This window comes from Streptomyces sp. NPDC126497 (genome assembly GCF_040302425.1).
GTDB lineage: Bacteria > Actinomycetota > Actinomycetes > Streptomycetales > Streptomycetaceae > Streptomyces.
The window spans coordinates 1-19,952 of sequence record NZ_JBEORT010000122.1 but is presented as its reverse complement, the minus strand read 5'-3'; the positions used below and the strand labels follow the sequence as shown (position 1 = coordinate 19,952).

Below are 19,952 nucleotides of genomic sequence, written 5' to 3'. Positions count from 1 at the left end.
CGAAAACACCATCTGCACAAGCTTGTTGACGTCCTTCACGTGGAGGTCAACGACCCTCACGACTCTTCGTCACCACCGAATGTGAGACAGGGCCGATCGTTTGACAGACCTACCGGCGGCTCATGAACCGGCAGCTGACCGTGCAGGAGCCCCGCCCCCGCCTGGCCCGCGTGATGTGCCACGGCGGCCGGAGCCAGATCCGCAGGAGTACCGCGGGGGCCAGGGGGGCAGTTGGCCAGTCCGGGTCTCGTTCTCGATGCCGTCGCGATGTGGAACACCCGCTACTTGGACGCTGCTGTTGCCCAGCTCCGCGCCCGAGGGCCACGGCGTCAAGGACGAGGACGTCGCCCGGCTCTCCCCGCTCAAGGACAGGCACATCAACTTCCTGGGCCGCTACCTGTTCAGCATCAAGGCCAGCGGCCCGGCCAGGGCCTGCGCCCCTTCCGCGCCCCGAACGCTCCTGAGGACGACGAGGAAGAGGCCTGACAGTCTGGGCGTATGCGTGGGACGTCAGGCCGTTCGTTCACTGTTTGCTATCGGGCCCTGGGGCTGGGGGCGGGCGAGGTGCGCGGTCGTAGGCGCTCTCCCTGCGGCCCGAACATGATCAGGTATTCGACCGGGACGCCGGGGCCGGCGTTCGCGACCCCGTGGGGATTGCGGGTGTCGAACTCGACGACGTCCCCGGCACTCAGGACGAGGTCCTGGTCGCCGAGTGCGAGCCACAGCCGCCCGTACAGGACGCACAGCCATTCCCAGCCGTCGTGGGAGACCTGCCGGGGCCGCGCGGGCGGCTCCTGAACGGGGGGTAGGACGTGTTTGTGGGCGTGCAGGCCCCCGACGTACCGGGTCAGCGGCAGTACCGCCTTGTCGTCGCCGAAACGCTGGAGCGCGGAGGTGCGGGGCTCGGCGGCGGGGGCGGTGCCGGCCAGCTCGTCCAGGGAGACGCCGTACTCCTTCGCCAGCTGCAGCACCACTTCCAGGGTGGGCTTGCGCCGGCCGGTCTCGATCCGGGACAGCGTGCTCGGGGAGATGCCGGTCACGCGGCTGACGCCGGTGAGCGTGGAGCCGCGGTGTTCGCGCGCGGCCCGCAGCCGGGGGCCCATCGCCGCCAGCGTGGCGGCCACGTCGTCGCCTGTCACCCGCTCTGTCCCCTTCCGGACGTGTCACTTCACCATCCTGTCCTGCAAGTTTGCCAGAGTGGCAAGGGTAATCGCGGTGGACGGTCGCTGCGCCGCATGATCGATGCGTACCTGCTTTCACCCGCGAACCGAGGAGAAGCCCTCATGCAGCCCGAGTCGTCCGCCGCACTCCGCCACCGCACCGTCGAGGCCCCGGCCGGGCGCCTTCACCTGGTCGAGCAGGGCACCGGCCCGCTGGTCCTGCTCGTGCACGGCTTCCCCGAGTCCTGGTACTCCTGGCGTCGCCAGCTCCCGGTCCTCGCCGCGGCCGGCTACCGGGCGGTGGCGATCGACGTGCGCGGCTATGGCCGCTCCTCCAAGCCTGCGGAGACCGACGCCTACCGGATGCTGGATCTGGTGGAGGACAACGTCGCCGTCGTCCGTGCCCTCGGCGAGGAGAACGCGGTGGTCGTCGGCCACGACTGGGGCTCCAACATCGCCGCCGCCTCCGCCCTGCTCCGCCCCGAGGTCTTCCGGGCCGTCGCCCTGCTGAGCGTCCCGTACGCACCACCCGGCGGTCCCCGCCCCACCGACATCTTCGGCCAGATCGGCGGCCCCGAGCAGGAGTTCTACGTCTCCTACTTCCAGGAGCCCGGCCGCGCGGAGACGGAGATCGAGCCCGACGTGCGGGGCTGGCTCGCAGGCTTCTACGCAGCCCTGTCCGCCGACACCATGCCCGCCCAGGGCGAGCCCGACCCCCACTTCGTCGCCCACGGCGGCCGGCTGCGTGACCGTTTCCCCGCCGGCATCCTCCCGGCCTGGCTGACCGAGGAGGAACTCGACGTTTACGCTGGAGAGTTCGAGCGCACGGGTCTGACCGGTGCCCTCAACCGCTACCGCAACATGGACCGCGACTGGGAAGATCTCGCCCCCCACCGCGGCGCCCCGATCAAGCAGCCTTCCCTGTTCATCGGCGGCGCCCTGGACGCCTCCACCACCTGGATGTCCGACGCTATCGACGCCTTCCCCACCACCCTCCCCGGCCTGACCGCCTCCCACCTCGTAGAGGGCTGCGGCCACTGGATCCAGCAGGAACGCCCCGAGGAGGTCAACCGTCTGCTGACCGGCTGGCTCAACACCCTCACGGGCTGAACCGCCAGGCGCGGCCAGGGGCTTGGACACACGGAACGGTTCGGCCCGCGTACCCAAGCGCAGCGGCTACGGCCGGGTCCTGCGTGATTTTCACAAATGACCAGTTGCGAGAGTTCTGCGAACACCCCGGAGCGCTCCCGAATCCGCAGGTCGCCGTGCGCAGAACCCCTCGCAAAACCAGCATGCTGTGCGAGACGGTTCTGAACAGACTGCGCGGATGGACCTGACCGAAGGACCTGACTGGTGCGGAGGTCCTTCCTGGGCCTTGACGGCCCGGGCCCGACGGCACCTACCCCGCCGGGCCCGGCCCCGAGGCGCGGAGCTACACGCGGCTTCTGCAGCGCGCGTCCAGCTCGGCCGGACCTTGAGGATGGCGCCCGACTCCTGCCGCTCCCGACTTCGTGACGACGTGGTCGCCATACCAGTTGTGAACCACAGGTGGAGTTAACAGCGCGAAATGGTCCCAGATTTTCGGTCTGGGCTGGTCGGTGGCGTCCCGCCAGGTGGTGTAGCCGATCAAGTACGCGGAACGCACAGGTCAGCGCGCACATCGACGTGGCTCGGCGCCGCCATTGGCGCTGACGGCAGGTCAGCCGCACGCGAGGCGGGCGTCGCGTCCCCGCCGCCGGCCAACGCGCGGCTTACCGGAACGCGTCGAGCAAGGTCGCTTACACCACGTGGCGGGACACGACCGGCTGGTCCCACGGCGGTGGTTGAAGCGGCCCTTGTTCCGGCTTGAAGTGGCTCCGGGTTCCGGCCTTAGCAGGGCCAGCCAGCAACGTCACCGACCCGCCCACCGTCCAGACCACCCGCGGCGTACAACTCCACCTCCTCGACCTCCTTGACACCGACATCGGACAAACCCGCTGGCCACAGACCTGTGGCTGAGCGCTTCAGCCGGCCTGTGAGCGCGAGAGTCGGCCCCCTGGGGCAGGTGTACCGGCCGGGTACTGCGCGCGGGCAGACTCCGCACATGCAGCTCCCTGCCGAAGCCGTAGCCACCGCTGTGTTGCTGGAGGTCATAAGGATCTCCGAACTCCCAACAAAGCGGGGTGCCCCGTATCCCGGCAGGGCGGGCGCCCACTGGATCGGGAGCGAGGCAGCCGACGTCCTGGCCCTGATCGAGAGCTTGCCCGGCAGCGAGCAGCACCGCTGCGGCTTCTCACCGGGCTGGAGCGTCCGGGCGTACGCGGACACTCTCGACCTGGCGCTGTTCGAGGCGGCGTTCTGCTTCAACTGCCATGAAGTCCGCATGCATGGAACCGCCGTGCCACCCGCACTGGCCACGCAGTTCTTCGACGCGGGTGCCCCACAGGCGCACGCCCTCCTGGCCCTCTTCCGCGAGGCAGCGCCGTAGCCGGTCGGCCTCAGTCACAAGACCTGAAACGGTGACCCGCGAAGTCCGGGGCTAGGTGTTGCGCGGCCCGCAAGACCGTCTCCGTGTCCGCGTAGGTCACCGCGCCGTTTCGCCGTGGTCGGATCGCTGACATCCCCGTTGCGGCTGCTCTGCCCATGTCCCTCGGCTGGCGAAGGAGGAAGGGACGGGCGGGATGGACGGCGCGGCCACGGCCAGAGATCGGGGCGCACTCAGCCAATTGTGCGTCGGCCGGGGCCGCCTCGCCTCGCCGCCATCAGCCCGGCGGCGGGTGCCGGGACGCCAAGCGCGCCCCATACGGAAAGCGGGCATTGCTTGCAGTCTTGATCAGTGGTGGGCAGGGCGTTACCGTTGATCGCTACTTAGGGTTATGAGAGCGGTACTGCCTGTCCGTGTCGCGGTCTGGTGCTGGCTGGGGGTGTGGTGTCAGACGCCATCCGCTTATCGATCACGGGGTTGGTCTGGTCGAACAGGGTTCCTGATCGGGTGATCGCGCGCGAGTCAGCGCATGACAGCAGGGCCTCTCGGTAGCTCGGGGGTGCAAACCAAACCAAGCGCCAGGAGGCCCTGTTCCCGCAGCTTTCGCGCTCGCGTGCGTGGAGTCCGACCCGTCGTCCCCATCGTGTGACTGTCTCGCGCACAGGTTCGGCAACGCGGCGGACCGGCCGGAGCGCACTGCGTGCTACGCCTCCGACATGACGGAGGCCGAGTGGCAGGTCATCCGGGCGGTGCTGCCGGGGTCAGCTCACCTTGGCCTGCCCTAACTCGGATGGTGTCCCACCGAGTGGTGTAACAGCGATCACCTCTGCTGCCCCGGCCGCACCACGGTGCTGGTCGGCGGGGTGCCCGCAGGCGGCAAGATCGGCCCGTTACACCACCCTGCGGGACACGACCTCTTCCGGAGATTGTGACCTATGTCATCTCCATGAACCACATGCGCACGGGAACCGTCTTACGGCCAGATGTCCTCAAGAAGCGACAGCTAGGACGCGGCGACCATGACCGCGTTACCACGGGCAACAACGGGAAAGAGCACTCATGAAACTGACAGTCAAAGCCGCAGTAGTAGGAGCAGTCCTCGCCACCACCGCCGTACTGGCGCCTCCGGCAACCGCATCGACCGACCCCAAAGACGGGGCGGTGATCCGCTGCTCAGAAGGTAAATTCTGCCTCTTTGACGGCCACAACTTCACCGGCGACGTCCTGCAGCTCGACCGGAAGGAAACCTACTTCATCGGTTGGGAGTGGAACGATCGGGCCAGCTCGGTGTGGAACCGCACCAACGGTCAAGTCTGCATCCACACCGATTCCGACCTCCGCGGCTACTACTTCGACATTCCGGCGGGTGCGCAGCAGGAACTTCTGTTCCTCTACGACAACGCGGTGTCCTCCCTCGAGGTCGGTGGCTGCTCGGGGGCGTGAGACGACTGGTTGACCGAACCCGCCATCCACCCGCACTTCGAGAGAGGATAGCGGGATTTGGCCGAGTAGCATCCCGCATGGGGGTGCCGTGTGTCGGCGTACGGACTTTTCTGGCTCCGCCAAGATTTCCGTGATGCTGGGGTGTGCCACTGTGCGCCGGTGACGCTTCGTCACCCGTAGCGGCGTCGGAGCAGGGCCATGAGGATGACACGGTGGCGGAGCAGAGGGACACCTGCGCGGCCGGCCATGATCCGTTTCTGGAGTTTTAGATGCCATCTGCTTATCGATCACGGGGTTGGTCTGGTCGAACAGGGTTCCTGATCGGGTGATCGCGCGCGAGTCAGCGCATGACAGCAGGGCCTCTTGGTAGCTCGGGGGTGCAAACCAAACCAAGCGCCAGGAGGCCCTGTTGCCGCAGTCTTTCGCGCTCGCGTGCGTGGAGTCCGACCCGTCGTCCCCATCGTGTGACTGTCTCGCGCACAGGTTCGGCAACGCGGCGGACCGGCCGGAGCGCACTGCGTGCTACGCCTCCGACATGACGGAGGCCGAGTGGCAGGTCATCCGGGCGGTGCTGCCGGTTCCGGCCTGGCTGGAGGGCCGGGGCGGGCGGCCGGAGGGGTACTGCCACCGCGTGATACTCGACGCAGTGCGCTACGTGGTCGACAACGGCGTCAAGTGGGCCAACCTCCCCGCGGACTTCCCGCCATATCGGCGCGTGCATGCTTTCGCCCGCCGCTGGCAGGTCACGGGTCTGCTCGCCGAGCTCCACGACCGGCTGCGCGACAAGATCCTGTGCCGTTCAGAAACGCGTCGCTGCTGGTCAGGCTGCGTATCCGTACTCGTTGATAACGCCGCCGAGCACTCGGGTGCGGAGGAGTCGGCGCGCGGCCAGGTCGGTCGGGGGCGCTGGGTGCTTGTGGGCGAGGGGTGGAAGCTGTCCCCGGGCCTGGTGCGGGCGATGACGGTTGTAGTGCCGGGCGTAGGTGTCCAGGACCTGTCGGGCGTGGGCCTCGCTGCATATCAGCAGGTGGTCGAGGACCTCGCGCCGCAGGGTGCCGATGACCCGTTCGCAGTGCGCGTTCATCCGAGGAGCTCGCGGCGTAGTCCTCACGACCTCGATGTCGTCGGCCGCGAAGACTGCATCGAAGGACTCCGTGTACTTCGCGTCCCGGTCGCGGAGCAGGAAACGCAGCGAGTCGGCCCGCGCACCCAACTCGATGGCCAGGTTTCTTGCCTGCTGCACCGTCCGGGGCCCGGTGGGATGGGCGGTCACGCCGGCGATGTGCAGGCGGCGCGTGCCGTGCTCGAGGAAGACCAACGCGTACACCCGGCGCAGGTCGACGAGATCGATGTGCACGAAGTCGCAGGCGATGATGCCCTCGGCCTGCGCGGTCAGGAACTCACGCCATGTCGGCCCGCCGCGGCGCGGGGCGGGATCGATTCCGGCCGCCGTCAGGATCTCCCAGACCGTCGTGGCGCCGATCGAATGCCCCAGACGAACGAGTTCACCTTGGATTCGACGGCATCCCCACCGCGGATTCTCCCGGGCCAGCCGCAGCACCAACGCCTTCACCGCGCTCGCGGTCGGCGGCCTGCTCCGACGCTTGCTGTAGTCCCACTTGCGCACGATAAGTCTGCGGTGCCACGCCAGCACAGTTGCAGGCGTCACCGGGAAAACGCGCGCCCACCGACGTCGCGGGATCAGCGCAGACAACGCCACGAACCACAGCCGGTCCGCCGGCGCATACCGCACCGGTCCCTTGAGCTGCCTGCGCAGCACCGCGTTCTCATGCCGCAGCACCAGCAATTCAGCACCCTTTGCCGCACGTCGGCGTAGCAGCACCGCCGGGACCGACAGCAGCTTCCGCGCCACGTGATACACCAGTGAGACGAGCATCCGGACAGGGTTCCAGGAGCTCATAGTGGCGCGCCAGACCCACTCCGAACAACAGCGATGAATTTCCGAACGGCACAGGATCCTCCGCCTGGCCCGGCACTGGCCCTGGACCTTTCAGATCGCCGCCGCTCTCGAACGGCTCGCACTCCTGCCGAACCCTGGCTGACCTGCAGATTTCTCCACCTCCTACGACAGCGATGCGGCCTCCGGAGCAGTGGAAACCGGCGTCACCCCGAGACGACACTCGGGCCCTCGACCTGCCCGACCCTCAGCCCACGGCACGAAAACGGTCCACCGACTCCGTCGGCGGACCATCATGAAACTTCGAGGTTAGGAACGCCGGGCCGGGAACTTTGATCACATCGCGGGCGAATGCGGGTCCTCCCGGCCTTTATGGGGTCGGGAGGACCTGTCGGCGGGCTCGTGATGCTGCCGGTGTTCCATTTTGTCCGGTGCCGGTAAAATACCCCGCCTGCCGGCTAAAGGCGCACTCTGCTGATCCGCCAGGCGGCTGCGCCGGCGCCGTTCACGGCAGCGTCGACATCGAGCTTCAACTGATCCGGGGCATCGGATATCCTCAGATAGGAGACAGTCCCGTCGCATATCAGCGTTTCGCGCTTTTCAACCTTGGCGTATGTGACCACCATCTGCGCTTCTCCCCTGCCCATGCAAACGACGGCAAGCTGGTACGACTTTCCCTTGTCAAGGGAGGACCGTGCGTGGATTCCGTCGGCGAGATTCTCCGAGCCGGCTTCAACGAAATCAGCGTCGTCCACCGTGTCGTTGCTGACCGCTTCCAGCGCCTGTTCCTCCAGCTCGGGAGAACGGCTGGCAGCGCTGGCGGACGGAGTCGAGGCCGAAGCCGAAGGCCGCGGCTCCGGCTCACCGTCTGAACTCGAGCTGCAGCCGCTGAGCAGCAGGAGACCGAGGCCGCCTGCGAGGAGCGTCATCACGTGCCGGACCATGCCGTCCGTCACGTCGCGGTGTGCCACCAGCGCCATCCGGTCTCCTTCGTAGGTGTCTTGCCTGAACCCGACTTGATCTTCACCTTGCCACACCGGTCCGCGCTGGTCTTGTACTTGGTCCAGCTGATCTTGTACCCCCAGGAACCGTACTGCAGGTGCCCGTATCGTTTCGCGGGTATCACGTGCTCGTAGGTGTGGCCCGTCGTGATCCCGACTTCGGCCGCGATCTTCGCGCTCACCGTGACCTTCGCCTTGGCGATGACGGCGTCGAACTCGGCTTCGCCCGACGTGCCGATCTCTGCAGAGATCTTGCCGGCCTTCTCCACCTTGACGAGCATTTTGCCGCCGGGACCGTCCTTGAAGCTGGTTCCGTTCCACCACGACGGCACGTGAACCGCTTTCTTGCTGGTGATGGCGTACCAGGTCTTCATAGGATTGTCGCAGGCCATGGGGCCGATCTCGTCCTCTGCTCCCTCGCTGTTGACCGCCGAATCGGAAACCTCCGGCAGCGCATTCAGCTTGTTCTCCTCGGCGAGCTGGCTGGCACTCATCGCGGGAACAGGATGGAAGGTCGTCGAGATGTCCACAGAAGCAACGGTGGAGTCGGCTTCACTCTCTTCCGATAAGTCTCCGATGGCCGGCCCCCCTACCGCCCAATCGGAAGGGCTGGGTCCCTCAACCGACTCATCCGCGAAAGCGGGTCCGGAAAGCGCCGAAACGACGATGAACGCGGCCGCTGAGGTCATGGCCCGACGCGTCAGGGCTGTCTTTCTCATGACGATTCTCCCCTGTTTTTTGACACCCATGCGGGTGACGGAGAAGACACTACGGGGCGCGCATGAAAACCGAAGGGAAATACGATTACCTTGAGGGGACCTTGAGGTTGAGGCGCCTTTTTGTTCCTTTTGGTGCTTATTGAGCCTCTTTCATCCTGAATAGCTGCAGGTCAGCAGTGTATGAACGGCTTGGACGATGGTGCCGATGCGGCGTGTGGAGCATCTGGCCCGCCGGAGCAGTCGCCAGGACTTCAACTGCGCGAAGGCGCGCTCGCCGGGGGCTCGGAGTCGGGCGTGGTCGTGGTTGAACTGCTGGTAGTGCTCGGGCTGTTCACTGTGGTGGTAGTAGGGGGTGCGGAAGGTGGCGCCGGCGCCCTGGTAGGCGCGGTCCGCGAGGACGAGGATCTGCCGGGTCAGGCAAGCTTGGACGATGCCGTGGGTGCGGGCCGCGGTCAGGTCATGGGTGCGGCCGGGTGTCGCGCGGGAGAACCACAGGGGTGTGCCGTCCGGGCGGGCGATGACTTGCACGTTCATGCCGTGTTTCTTGTGTTTCTGCGAGTAGTACGGCTGGTCGGCGCGGACGCGGTCGGTGGGGATCAGGGTGCCGTCAACGATGACGTGGTCGCCGTCACCAAGGCCGGTGAGGGCTTCGTGGAGGCCGGGGGCCCAGGAAGCCAGCACCTCCAGGGCCTCGTCCACGTAGCGCCAGGCGGTGGCCTGCGATATCGCGAACCCGGCGCCGAGCTGGGCGAACGTCTCGTTCTTGCGCAGGTGGACCAGCGTGAGCAGTGCCTGGTCGAAGCAGCCGAGCTTCCGCCAGCGGGTGTTGCGTGCGCGGCGGTGCTCGTACAGCAGCCAGGCAACATGCTCGACCAGCTCATGCGGGACGTCGAGCGTGGCAGGATACGGAACCAACAGGGCCCCTTCGGTCGCCGGTGTGCTGAGTGGAATCACCACGCCAACGACGAGGGGCCCTGCCTCGTCACCACACCCGCTGACCAGCCCATTTCACCCGCCAGCACAGGATGAAAGAGGTTCATTGAGCTGTTTTCATCCTGTCTTGCAGGGGTGACGGGGCAGGTCAGCGGGGTGGTGTGACGAGGCGAGGCTCCTGGTCGTTGCGGTGGTGTTTTCTACGCACCACGCTTCGTCCGAGGAGCCTCGCTTGGTCCCGTATCGTGCCATGCTCGACGTCCCGCATGAGCTGGTCGAGCACGTCTCATGGCTGATCTATGCCCGAAGGTGTGAACGTGGCACGCGGTGGCGCAAGCTGGGCTGTTTCCACCAGGCGTTGCTGGCGCTGGTGCACCTGCGCAAGAACGAGACGCTGCCTCAGCTCGCGGCGGGGTTCGGGATCTTCACCGCAACCGCCTGGCGGTACGTCGACGAGACCCTCGAGGTCCTGGCCTCCTGGGCACCCGGCCTGCAGGAGGCCCTCGTCGGCCTGGGCGAAGGAGACTTCGTCATCCCCATCGACCGCATCGCCGCGGACGAACCGTACTACTCCCAGAAACACCGGAAGCACGGCATGAACGTTCAGGTCGTCGTGCGGCCGGACGGCACCCCTTTGTGGTTCTCCCGCGCAACGCCGGGCCGCACCCACGACCTCACCGCGGCCCGCGCCCACGGCATCGTGCAGGCCTGCCTCACCCGGCAGATCCTCGTGCTCGCGGACCGCGCCTACCAGGGCGCCGGCGCCACCTTCCGCACCCCCTACTACCACCACAGCGAACAACCCGAGCACTACCAGCAGTTCAACCGCGACCACGCCCGACTGAGAGCCCCCGGCGAACGCGCCTTCGCTCAACTCAAGACGTGGCGGCTACTGCGGCGGGCCCGCTGTTCCACCCGCCGCATCGGCACGGCAGTCCAAGCCGTCCACACCCTGCTGACCTGCACATATTCAGGATGAAAACGGCTCGCTGCCACGAAGACGGCACATCGCACGCCCGCGCACCGGCCCCCGGGCCAGGACGCGGGGGAGCGGGAGAGCCCGCACACCCCGTGCCGAGCGGCGGGTGGAGAAGCAGCTGACCGCTGAGCTGCGGAAAGTCCGCGGCAAGGAGGGCATCCTCTTCCGGCTTGCGGACGCGGCGGTCGGCCAGCCGGAGGGGACCGTGCGGCGGGTGCTGTTCCCGTTGGTCGGGGAGAAGACGCTGCGGGATCTGGTCGCGGAGGCGAAGGCGAACGAGAAGGTGTTCAAGGCCAGGGCCCGCACCACGTTGCGGTCCTCCTGCAGCGGCTACTACCGGCAGATGTTGCCGCCGCTGCTGGCCACGCTGGGCTTCAGGTGCAACAACACGGCCTACCGGCCGGTGATGGGAGCGCTCGCGCTGTTGGAGCGCTACGCCGATGTCGACGGCAAGACCCGCTTTTACGACGCCAGCGAGTCGGTGCCGATGGACGGCGTCGTACGCAAGGACTGGCGCGAGGCGGTGGTGGACGAGCGCGGCCGCATCGAGTGCATCCCGTACGAGCTGTGCGTGCTGGTGGCGCTGAGGGATGCGATCCGGCGCCGGGGGATCTATGTCAAGGGCGCGGCCCGCTGGGGCAGCCCGGAGGACGCCCTGCCCGGCGACTTCGAGCACGCCCGCACCGTGCACTACGCCGCGATCCGCCAGCCGATGGACCCGCAGGAGTCCATCACCGACTTGAAGCGGCAGATGACGGTCGGCCTGGACCGGCTGTCCGGGGCGCTCGCGGACGGTTCGGCGGGCGGGGTGAAGGTCACCACCCGAAAGGGCGAGCCGTGGATCACCGTGCCGAGGCTGGAGAAGCTGCCCGAGCCCACCGGGCTGCAGGCACTGTAGGAGGAGGTCGTACGACGCTGGGGCGTCCTCGATCTGCTGGACATGCTGAAGAACGCCGACTTCCTGTCCGGCTTCACCGACGAGTTCTCCTCGGTGGCCGCGTACGAGCGCATCGACCGCCCGACTCTGCAGCGCCGGCTGCTGCTCGCCCTCTTCGCCCTGGGCACCAGTATGGGCATCCGGGCAGTCGTGGCGAGCACGGTGAGACTGAGGCCGCGCTGCGGCACGTACGCCGGCACTTCACCACTGTCGACAACCTCCGGGCCGCGGTGACGAAGCTGGTGAACGCCACCTTCGCCACCCGCGATGCCGCCTGGTGGGGCCGCGGCACGGCATGCGCGTCGGACTCCAAGAAGTTCGGGTCCTGGTCGTCGAACTTCATGACCGAGTACCACGCCCGCTACGACGGCAACGGCGTGATGATCCACTGGCACGTCGAGAAGAAGAACGTCTGCATCTACTCCCAGCTCAAGGGCTGCTGGTCGTCCGAGGTGGCGGCGATGATCGAGGGACTGCTGCGGCACTGCACGGACGCCGAGATCGAAGCCGACTACGTCGACACCCACGGCGCCAGCGTGGTCGGGTTCGCCTTCACCGAGCCGCTGAACTTCCGGCTGCTGCCCCGGCTAAAGAACATCGGCAGCATCCGCCTGTACCGGCCGGACGACACTCCGCCCGGCTGGCCGGCCCTCGGCGGCTCTCTGACCCGGCCGATCAAGTGGGACCTGATCGCCCAGCAGTACGACCAGATGGTCAAGTACGCCACCGCGCTCCACCTGGGGACGGCGGAGGCCGAGCAGGCGCTGCGGCGCTTCACCCGCGGCGGGCCGGAGCACCCCACCTACGCCGCGCTCGAAGAGCTCGGCCGCGCCGTGCGGACCATCTTCGACTGCGACTACCTCGCCAGCCCCGACCTGCGGCGCGAGATCCACGGCGGGCTGCAGGTCGTGGAGAACTGGAATTCAGCGAACACCGTGCTCCCCTACGGCAAGGACGGCGCCCTGACCGGCCCGGACAAGGAACACGCCGAGACCTCGATGCTCGCGCTGCATCTGCTGCAGTCCGCGCCCGTGCACGTCAACACGCTGCTGGTGCAGCAGATCCTTGCCGAACCCGCCTGGTCGAAGAAGCTCACGGATGAGGACCGGCGCGGCCTGACCGCCTTGTTCTGGTCGAACATCAACCCGTACGGCACCTTCCGCCTCGACATGGACAAGCGCCGCGACCTGGGGCTCGCCGTGCCCCGCCTGCGCACCCCGGCAGATGCCGCCGACCGATCGGCTGCGGAGGCACGGTGACCGGGCACGAACATGCTATGGCACGAAGACGGTGCGGGCGGCACTGTCCGCCCGATCCCAGACCTCGGCGACCTCGGTCAGCGGCCGCCGGTCGACGGCTACCCGGATGTCCCCCTTCGCCACACCCTGCAGCAGGTCGGCGAAGGCGGCCTTGGCATCCACAAGGCCTGGGGCGGCACCGGAGCCGGAACCGACGATCTCCAGCGGGGCAGACCGCAGCGCGTTGGCGTTGAGAGTGATCTCGTCACCGGCGATCTGACCTACCTGGATGTGCAGGATCCGCTCCTGCTGCCCTTCGGGCAGCAGGTCGGGCGCTGTCACGTTGTTGGGTGTGTACGTGCCTGACTGCTTGTCGAGGCATGGTGGCCTTCGCTCGGCGCCTGTGTTCAGGCCGTGGTGGGCAGGCTGGCGGCGCCGGTGATTTGCTCCCAGATCACGAAGCGGATGGTCATCTCGGCCCGGTAGTCGTGTGCGGTCATCAGGTGGCGGCGGGGCCGGAAATGAGGGGAGATGTTGCTGAACGCCGATAGGAACCGCTGCGCCCCGCCGACGGAACGGAAGCCCTTCATTGCCCTTTCACGCTGGCGGGTGGGCTGGTGACTGTTTTCTGCCCGGTTGTTCAGCCCTTTGTGCGAGCGATGTTCTACCGAGGGCATGACCTCACGGTGGGCCGCGCCGTAGGAACGGAGCTTGTCGGTGACGATTACTCGCGACACCCTGCGCTTCTTCTTCATCAGGCGGCGAAAGAAGCGTCGGGCCGCGGCGGTGTTCCGGCGGTTCTGCACGAGGATGTCCAGGACGGTGCCGTCGGCGTCGACTGCCCGCCACAGGTACTTCCGCTCACCGTTGATCCTGACGAAGACCTCATCCAGATGCCATTTGTCGCCGGGCCGGGGCTGCCGGCGGCGCAGCGCGCCGGCGTAGCTCTGCTCGAACTTGGCACACCAGCGGCGGACCGTCTCATGCGAAACGACGACACCGCGCTCCAGCATCAGCTCCTCGACCTCACGGAAGGACAGCGGAAACCGGAAGTGCAGCCATACGCAGTGGGAGATGACCTCGACCGGGTACCGGTGGCCCTTGTACGACGGCGACGCGTCCCCCACGAGCAGCCCCTCCAGCACAATCAACCCGGAGATCATCCCACTCAGTCAGCCAACGTGACAGCACCATCTGGAGCTGTGCCCGGTCTGCGACACCGGCGACGTCGACCGCCCGGCGGCCGGCCTTCTCGTCCAGTGGTTCGCCAACGACGGCGGTCACGACATGAGCCGCGTCCAGGAGGGCGCTCACCTGCTGATGGAGTGGACCAAGGAGTGCATGGCCGTACACGGCTGGTACTGGCAGGAGACGCCGTCCGGCCAGCCCTGAGCCGTCGCCCGTACTGGCGTCGCCGGGCAGCGTGGCCGCCGGCTCGAACTATTGTTGTGCCGTGGCAACGTACGACTTCCCCGACGACCTCCTCACCGCGCAGCAGGCCCTCAATGAGGTGCGCGTCGGCCTTGCCGCCCTGTACGAGAAGCTGCCGTACTCGGTGGAGCCGACGGAGGCCTGGCAGCGTCCCGAGCGCTATGGGGAGGGGAGCGGGTGCAGACGTTTCGGTACGGCTCGTCGGGGATGTGTTTGGCCCATTCGGTTTCGGTGATGTGGTCTCCGGCGTGTTGGCAGATGCGTTGGACGGCGCGGTCGGGGTCGGTTTCCCATAGGTGGATGTCGCCGACGGCGGATGCGAGGGTGTGGCCGTCGGCGGTGAACTCGATTGTCCAGGTCGTTGTCATCTTTCCCTGCAGGACGGCGATCGGGTTGAGGACTCGTTGTTGAGTGACCCGCCACAGCCAGGTCTGGCCCGCGCCGGCGCCCCCGGCGAGGACCGTGCCGTCGGGACTGAACGTCAGCGCGTGGACGATGCCGTTCGGAGCGGTGACGGTGGGACCGAGCCTTCTGGGTGCGCGGGGTTTTTCGATGCCCCACAGCAACACCGTGCCGTTTTGGACGCCCACGGCCAGCGTGCGATTGTCCGGGCTGATCGCAAGCGACCGCGCATCATCGGTGGCCACCCTCTTTGGCTTCCCGAGCGCGCGTGGCCGGCTCGGGTCGCGGATGTCCCAGAGCGCGACGTAGCCGCCCTGGGTCACCGCGGCCAGTGTCTGGCTGTTCGGGCTGAACGCCGCGGCGTAGATGAACCCTGTGCCCGGCTTGAGGGTGGCAAGTGGGGCCGGCTCGCGCGTGTCGGCGGTGTTCCACAGACGGACGGTGCCGTCATCGCTCGTGCTGGCTAGCAGTCGTCCGTTCGGGCTGAACCGGACGTGTTCGATCAGCGCGGTGTGGCCGGCGAGGCGGACTGGGTGCTGTCTGGGCCGGCGCACGTCGGCCACGTCCCAGAGCAGGATGGTGTTGCCGGTACGGGTGGCGCCGGCCAGGGTGTTGCCGTCCGGGGACAGTGTGATGTTCCCGGTCATCCGGTCGGAATCGGGTGGCGCGGTCAGCGGGGGGCCGAGCGGGGTGGGGTGGTCGCGGTCGGTCAGGTCCCACAGCTGGGTGTCGATGCCGCCGTCGATGAGTAGGGGCCGTTTGGGGTGGAAGGCCAGGCCTATGATCTGCCGGTCCTCGGTGGGCAGGACGGGGCCGGGCACCAGCCACCTGCGTGCGACGCCGTCGGCGCCGTTGGTGTAGAGCAGGCGGTTGCCGTCGCGGAACGCGACCGCGGTGGCGGGTTCGGTGTGGGGAAGGTCGAGCCGCATCTGCCGGGTTTTGACGTCCCAGACCTGGACCCTGGCGCCCGCGTTGGCAGCGGCCACCTGCTTGCCGTCGGAGCTGAAGGTGATCGCGTTGATCCAGCCGGTCAGGCCGGTGAGCTTCCCGGCCGGTGTGGGGCGGGAGGGATGGGTCATGGTCCACAGGCGTACGAACGCGTCGTTGCTGCCCGCCGCGAGCATCGTGCCGTCCGGGGAGAAGGCGACGGCGTTGACGCGGCTTGGCACGCTCAGTGGTGCGCCGAGGGGTTGCGGGTGGCGCCGGTCACCGACGGCCCAGACGCGGACCGCGCCCCCGGCGTCGGCGCTACCGGCGTCGGCGATCGCCATGACGTCGCCGTCCGGGGTGAAGGTGATCGACTGCACGGCGCCCTTGGCTCCGGTGAGTGCAGGACCGGCTGGGATGGGGCGTGCCCGGTCACGGATGTCCTACAGCCACACCCTCGTGTCGCCGCTGCCGGCCGCCAGGGTGGCGCCGTCTGGGGTGAATTCGACCGCGAGGACCCGGTCGCGCGGGCCGGTGAGTGGTTGGCCCAGCGACTGGGGGCGTGTGGGGTTGCGGACGTCCCACAGCCGCACGGTGTTGTCGGCCGATCCGGTGGCCAGGGTGGCGCCGTCCGAGGAGAAGGCGACCGCGTAGATCGCCCCGGTGTGGCCGGTCAACCGCGAGCCCAACATCCTGGGCCGGCGCGCATCGCGCATGTCCCACAGCAGCACCGTGGTATCGGTGTCGTCGGCGCCGCCGGCGGCGAGCAGCGTACCGTCGGGGCTGACAGCGACGGCCTGTCGCGCCCCGCCGGGACGCACCATGCGGGTCACGGCTGGGCGGCTTGCCGCGCCAAGGAGGCTGGAGGTGGCCTCGACGGTCGGTGCGACGCGGTAGGCCGCCACCGCCAGCTGCGCGGCCAGAGCCGGGTCGCTGTCCGCTAATCGGTTGGCGGTGCCCGCGACCTGCCGGGAGATCGCCACGTTGCGTTCCCGCTCCGCAGTGGCCTGCTGCTTGATCGAGTAGACCGTGGCCCCCACGGAGACCACAAGCAGCATTGCGAGCGCGACGGCGAGCCACCGCAGCCGCCGCGCGGTACGGGCCGCTGCACGTTCTTCCTCCTCGCGCGCAGCGAGGCTGGCGGTCAGGAAGGCACGCTCCAGGTCGGTGAGGTCCTCGGTGGGGGTGTTGCTGAAGTGCTCCTGGGCTGCAACCAGTCGGCTTCCCCGGTACAGGGCCCCGGCCTCACGGCCCAGTTCCTCCCATGCGGCGGCGGCCTCTGTCAGGTTCCGGTGTGCGCGTAGGCGTTCGCGGTCTTCCTCGATCCACCCGTGCAGCCGGGGCCAGGCGGTGATCAGGGCCTCGTGGGCGAGTTCGACGGTGGTGTCGTCGAGGGTGAGCAGGCGGGCTTTGGCCAGGCGCTCAACGATCTGAGTGGTCTCCTGCCGGCCGATGGCCTCCAGCTCCGTACGGTCCACCGGTCTGCGGGTGTCCGGGGTTCCCTGGCCGGGAACAACCAAGCGCAGCAGCACGCTGCGGACTGTGGCCGCCTGTTCTTCGGTGAAGTAGTGGTAGACCTCTTCGGCAGTCTTGGCGATCGCGCCGTTCAGACTTCCTGCGGCCTCGTAACCAGTCATACTCAGTGTTTTGCCTCGGCGGCGACGCCAGGTCTCCAGCAGCGCGTGGGACAGTAGCGGCAGTCCGCCTGGGGCGTCGGTGACCTCCTCGATAAGGCGGGAGGTCAAAGCACGTTCCACCATCAGTCCGGCGGTTGTGGCCGGCTTGACGATCACCTCGCGCAGTTCGCCTGAGGTCATCGGGCCGACCAGCACATTCGCATCGCGCAGCGCCTCGGCCAGATCCACGTGTCCAGCGCAGTGACCGTAGAAGTCGGCACGGACCCCGATGAGTACCCGTAATCGGCTGTCGGGCTGGCGGGAAGTGAGGAGCAGGTCGATGAAGCGGGCGCGTTCGGCCGGGTCCTGGCAGAGGGTGAAGACCTCCTCGAACTGGTCGACGACCACCAACGTGTCCACCCCGGCACTGTCGGGTGGAGTGTGGGTGGGGGTGAGAAGGTGGGCGTGGGTGCGGACCGGATGTTCTCCGGGGGTCAGGATCCGAATGGCAGCCGGACGCAGGTCCGCATCTTGTGTGTGCTGCAGCGCAGGAACTAACCCGGCGCGTAGCAGGGAGGATTTGCCGCTCCCGGAAGGGCCGAACACCGCAGCGAATCGGCGGCGGCGCAGGAGGTCGAGTAGGTCGGCGGTGAGCTGGTTGCGGCCGAAGAACCACTTACTGTCCGCCGTCTCAAATCGCGCCAGCCCGCGGTAAGGCGGATCAGCGCCGTCCTCGTTTTGTTTTGTCTGGGCGGCCAGCTCATTGGACACCTCATGCCACCGCGCCTGCCACTCCTCTGGGTCGCCCCCGCACGACCGCACGTAGGCCAAGACGACGGCAAGTGTCGGCAGCTGGTCGCCCGCAGCCGCCTCCGAGAGGGTGGTAGCCGAGTAGCCCGCCTGCTGCGCCATCACCCGATAAGTAATACCGCCGGCTTCTGACCGCAGCTTGCGTAAGCCGAACGCGAACCGTTGTACCGGACCCGCGTCCGGATCCACCGGCACCTCACGACGCCCCGCCACACCCCACCACCTCCCTCTTCCCCCCGCCCCAAGGCCAGAAGACAACCTACGCACCCTCAAGCACCTGATGAGAGATCCCGCCCGGCCATTGATGGGTCACCAAAAGAGGCCTGCCAATCAATGCACCAGCCGCTGAACTCAGTGATGCCGGCGGTCCGGGAGGTTCGCCCCCAGAGGAAACGCCTGCTGGTCGTCGGCAGCCGGCAGGGATCGGGGAGCTGAGGGGACGGACAACCATCCGCGCCCACAGCGCCAGACTCACAAGACATCAGCTACGGAGGAGGAAACGTGGACAAACTGATCCGCGTCGTCGCGGTTGGTGTGGCAGCGGCTGGTCTCGGGTTGATCGCTCCCGGCCCGGCCAACGCTGACGCGCAGGCCTGGAAAATGGCGAGTCTTCAGCCCTGACGGACACAAAAGGGAGCGCGGGCGGGCGGCCCTGGGCGCGCAGGGGGAACGCCGGATGAATCGCCGGTCCGCCAGCCACACACCAGCCTTATCGCGGTGTGTGATCGGCGGGCTGGCATTCAAGGGCTAAAAAATCGCGAGCCAAACGACGTGCTTTCATGCCGTCCTTTCCGAGACGTCATCAAGGAGAAGAATGCTCAGAAAATGGGCAATCATGCGCACATCCGGGATCGTCGTGGCGACATGCGGCTTGGTCATGGCGGCCATTACACCGGCGACTGCGTCAACCAGTCATCAAATCGTCGAACACGCCGATGGCAACATAGCGGGTGAGGTGTGGTTCAACTCCGGCAACCACGCCAAGCACTCCACTTCTCAGCCGAAGAACGGGTTCAACTCGTTCACCATCAAGGACACGTTCTGCGGCGACGGCTGGGGGGTCGGGGTCGAATGGCAGCTCAGCGACGAGGTGTTCACCCACCGCAGCACGACCGATTGCGAACCCGTGGAGGTCACCTATGAAACCGGTCAGGCGACGACCATTGTGACCGAGTTCAACTGGCGCCCGTTCATGTGGGACGTCACAGGCCAGTACGACACCGTGTACGGCGCGTGGCAGAGCGACTGGATGGGATCGAACTCGACCGAGGGGGATACTGACCTGTTCACCCGGACCAGCGTCCACAACGACAGGCTGAAGTACGACGACGAAGGCAGTCCGCATACCTTCACCGCCACCATGTGGCCGACCGTGCATGCTCGTCTGGCCGGGCCGTTGGCCGTCCGGGCCATGTGGCGTGATCTCCAGGAGCGCACGCCACTGCCCTCCGTCCTGACTGCGGACCAGCGGGAGTCCATGTACAAGCAGCTCTTCTGCCACGCCATGTACGGAAAGCACCCGGAGCTGGGCGGAGACACCTGGGAGATCGAGTCCGCACGTCCCAACATCTCGTGGCAGCGGGTTCTGAGGGGTGAGGGCAAGTGCAACTGGTGAGCGCCGCGTGAGTACATAAGCGACGCCTATACCGACGTCGTCTGGGCGTACAGCTTCGGGGACGCCCCCGGATCCAACACTCGCTCAGGACGCCCCAGACCGACAGTTGCTTAACCAACACCAGACACATGTGCCGGACAACCCCACCGAGATTGGGCGTGTGACCAGCACCACCAGGTACGCACCCGTCAGTCAACTTCCGGCACGCGCGCGCACCCCGCGGCTGACATCACCTCCGCTCCGCGGGACAGCGCATGTCTCCCCCTAGTACTCCAGTTGTAGATCGTGATCTTGTTGGTCGGGTGCCAGGTCCTGTCCGGTCCGATGCTCTTGCTGTCTCAGCCGGACTGGTCAGTGGA

At 67.4% G+C, this 19,952-nt stretch carries 18 protein-coding genes and 2 pseudogenes; 11 read left to right on the top strand and 9 right to left on the bottom strand.

From position 1 onward, the window contains the following. Nucleotides 1–533: 533 nt before the first annotated feature. On the bottom strand, nt 534–1,139 hold the full coding sequence (locus ABTY20_RS31565; protein WP_352000566.1) for a helix-turn-helix domain-containing protein: 606 nt from the start codon (nt 1,137–1,139) through the stop codon (nt 534–536). A 144-nt stretch (nt 1,140–1,283) separates the two neighbouring features. On the opposite strand from ABTY20_RS31565, the gene ABTY20_RS31560 reads away from it, so the two are divergent. From ABTY20_RS31560 to ABTY20_RS31545, 4 genes and pseudogenes are all read left to right on the top strand, one after another. Continuing rightward, nucleotides 1,284–2,270, top strand: a complete 987-nt coding sequence (locus tag ABTY20_RS31560) for an alpha/beta fold hydrolase (RefSeq protein WP_352000565.1) — start codon at nt 1,284–1,286, stop codon at nt 2,268–2,270. 973 nt (nt 2,271–3,243) lie between these two features. Beyond that, nucleotides 3,244–3,627 carry a hypothetical protein gene (locus ABTY20_RS31555; protein ID WP_352000564.1) on the top strand — a complete coding sequence of 128 codons (384 nt, stop codon included), beginning with the start codon at nt 3,244–3,246 and terminating at the stop codon, nt 3,625–3,627. A gap of 1,056 nt (nt 3,628–4,683) precedes the next feature. After that, entirely contained in the window at nt 4,684–5,067 is a 384-nt protein-coding gene (locus tag ABTY20_RS31550) for a peptidase inhibitor family I36 protein (RefSeq protein WP_352000563.1), read from the top strand. Nucleotides 5,068–5,602: 535 nt separating this feature from the next. Beyond that, a pseudogene (locus ABTY20_RS31545) lies at nt 5,603–5,824 on the top strand (transposase); the annotation flags it as partial. Between the two features lie 63 nt (nt 5,825–5,887). On the opposite strand, the gene ABTY20_RS31540 reads toward ABTY20_RS31545, so the two are convergent. The 4 genes from ABTY20_RS31540 to ABTY20_RS31525 form a co-directional block, all read right to left on the bottom strand. After that, a complete protein-coding gene (locus ABTY20_RS31540) occupies nt 5,888–6,964 on the bottom strand; it encodes an integrase core domain-containing protein (protein WP_352000562.1) in 1,077 nt (358 codons plus the stop codon). Between the two features lie 479 nt (nt 6,965–7,443). Then, nucleotides 7,444–7,965 carry a DUF6023 family protein gene (locus tag ABTY20_RS31535; protein ID WP_352000561.1) on the bottom strand — a complete coding sequence of 174 codons (522 nt, stop codon included), beginning with the start codon at nt 7,963–7,965 and terminating at the stop codon, nt 7,444–7,446. After that, entirely contained in the window at nt 7,938–8,705 is a 768-nt protein-coding gene (locus ABTY20_RS31530) for a hypothetical protein (protein WP_352000560.1), read from the bottom strand. Before ABTY20_RS31530 ends, ABTY20_RS31535 begins: the two co-directional genes overlap by 28 nt. Nucleotides 8,706–8,855: 150 nt before the next feature. Further along, nucleotides 8,856–9,662 (bottom strand): IS5 family transposase, encoded by an 807-nt coding sequence (locus ABTY20_RS31525; protein ID WP_352000559.1) that lies wholly within the window; start codon nt 9,660–9,662, stop codon nt 8,856–8,858. Between the two features lie 226 nt (nt 9,663–9,888). Here ABTY20_RS31525 and ABTY20_RS31520 point away from each other — a divergent pair, with 226 nt between their 5' ends. The 4 genes from ABTY20_RS31520 to ABTY20_RS31505 all read left to right on the top strand — a co-directional run bounded on the left by ABTY20_RS31520 (nt 9,889) and on the right by ABTY20_RS31505 (nt 12,813). After that, nucleotides 9,889–10,617 (top strand): transposase family protein, encoded by a 729-nt coding sequence (locus tag ABTY20_RS31520; protein WP_352000569.1) that lies wholly within the window; start codon nt 9,889–9,891, stop codon nt 10,615–10,617. Between the two features lie 106 nt (nt 10,618–10,723). Further along, nucleotides 10,724–11,515 (top strand): hypothetical protein, encoded by a 792-nt coding sequence (locus ABTY20_RS31515; RefSeq protein ID WP_352000558.1) that lies wholly within the window; start codon nt 10,724–10,726, stop codon nt 11,513–11,515. Nucleotides 11,516–11,557: 42 nt separating this feature from the next. Further along, on the top strand, nt 11,558–11,788 hold the full coding sequence (locus ABTY20_RS31510) for a hypothetical protein (protein WP_352000570.1): 231 nt from the start codon (nt 11,558–11,560) through the stop codon (nt 11,786–11,788). Then, on the top strand, nt 11,734–12,813 hold the full coding sequence (locus ABTY20_RS31505; RefSeq protein ID WP_352000568.1) for a Tn3 family transposase: 1,080 nt from the start codon (nt 11,734–11,736) through the stop codon (nt 12,811–12,813). The genes ABTY20_RS31510 and ABTY20_RS31505 overlap by 55 nt, the downstream gene beginning before the upstream one ends. Before the next feature lie 15 nt (nt 12,814–12,828). On the opposite strand, the gene ABTY20_RS31500 is transcribed toward ABTY20_RS31505, so the two are convergent. After that, nucleotides 12,829–13,134 (bottom strand): MDR/zinc-dependent alcohol dehydrogenase-like family protein, encoded by a 306-nt coding sequence (locus tag ABTY20_RS31500; protein ID WP_352000557.1) that lies wholly within the window; start codon nt 13,132–13,134, stop codon nt 12,829–12,831. Nucleotides 13,135–13,199: 65 nt separating this feature from the next. Next, on the bottom strand, nt 13,200–13,955 hold the full coding sequence (locus ABTY20_RS31495; RefSeq protein WP_352000556.1) for an IS6 family transposase: 756 nt from the start codon (nt 13,953–13,955) through the stop codon (nt 13,200–13,202). Between the two features lie 31 nt (nt 13,956–13,986). Between ABTY20_RS31495 and ABTY20_RS31490 the strand changes: the two genes are divergently transcribed. Together ABTY20_RS31490 and ABTY20_RS35445 are read left to right on the top strand one after the other, a co-directional pair. Beyond that, entirely contained in the window at nt 13,987–14,184 is a 198-nt protein-coding gene (locus ABTY20_RS31490) for a DUF6300 family protein (protein WP_352000567.1), read from the top strand. A gap of 31 nt (nt 14,185–14,215) precedes the next feature. Further along, nucleotides 14,216–14,332: pseudogene (locus ABTY20_RS35445) on the top strand (hypothetical protein); the annotation flags it as partial. Here ABTY20_RS35445 and ABTY20_RS31485 read toward each other — a convergent pair. Together ABTY20_RS31485 and ABTY20_RS31480 are read right to left on the bottom strand one after the other, a co-directional pair. After that, nucleotides 14,295–15,896 carry a WD40 repeat domain-containing protein gene (locus tag ABTY20_RS31485; RefSeq protein ID WP_502991934.1) on the bottom strand — a complete coding sequence of 534 codons (1,602 nt, stop codon included), beginning with the start codon at nt 15,894–15,896 and terminating at the stop codon, nt 14,295–14,297. The pseudogene ABTY20_RS35445 and the gene ABTY20_RS31485 sit on opposite strands and share 38 nt — an antisense overlap. A 99-nt stretch (nt 15,897–15,995) precedes the next feature. Further along, a complete protein-coding gene (locus ABTY20_RS31480) occupies nt 15,996–18,167 on the bottom strand; it encodes an nSTAND1 domain-containing NTPase (RefSeq protein ID WP_352000554.1) in 2,172 nt (723 codons plus the stop codon). 625 nt (nt 18,168–18,792) lie between these two features. On the opposite strand from ABTY20_RS31480, the gene ABTY20_RS31475 reads away from it, so the two are divergent. After that, nucleotides 18,793–19,593 carry a DUF2599 domain-containing protein gene (locus tag ABTY20_RS31475; protein WP_352000553.1) on the top strand — a complete coding sequence of 267 codons (801 nt, stop codon included), beginning with the start codon at nt 18,793–18,795 and terminating at the stop codon, nt 19,591–19,593. Nucleotides 19,594–19,952: the final 359 nt, after the last annotated feature.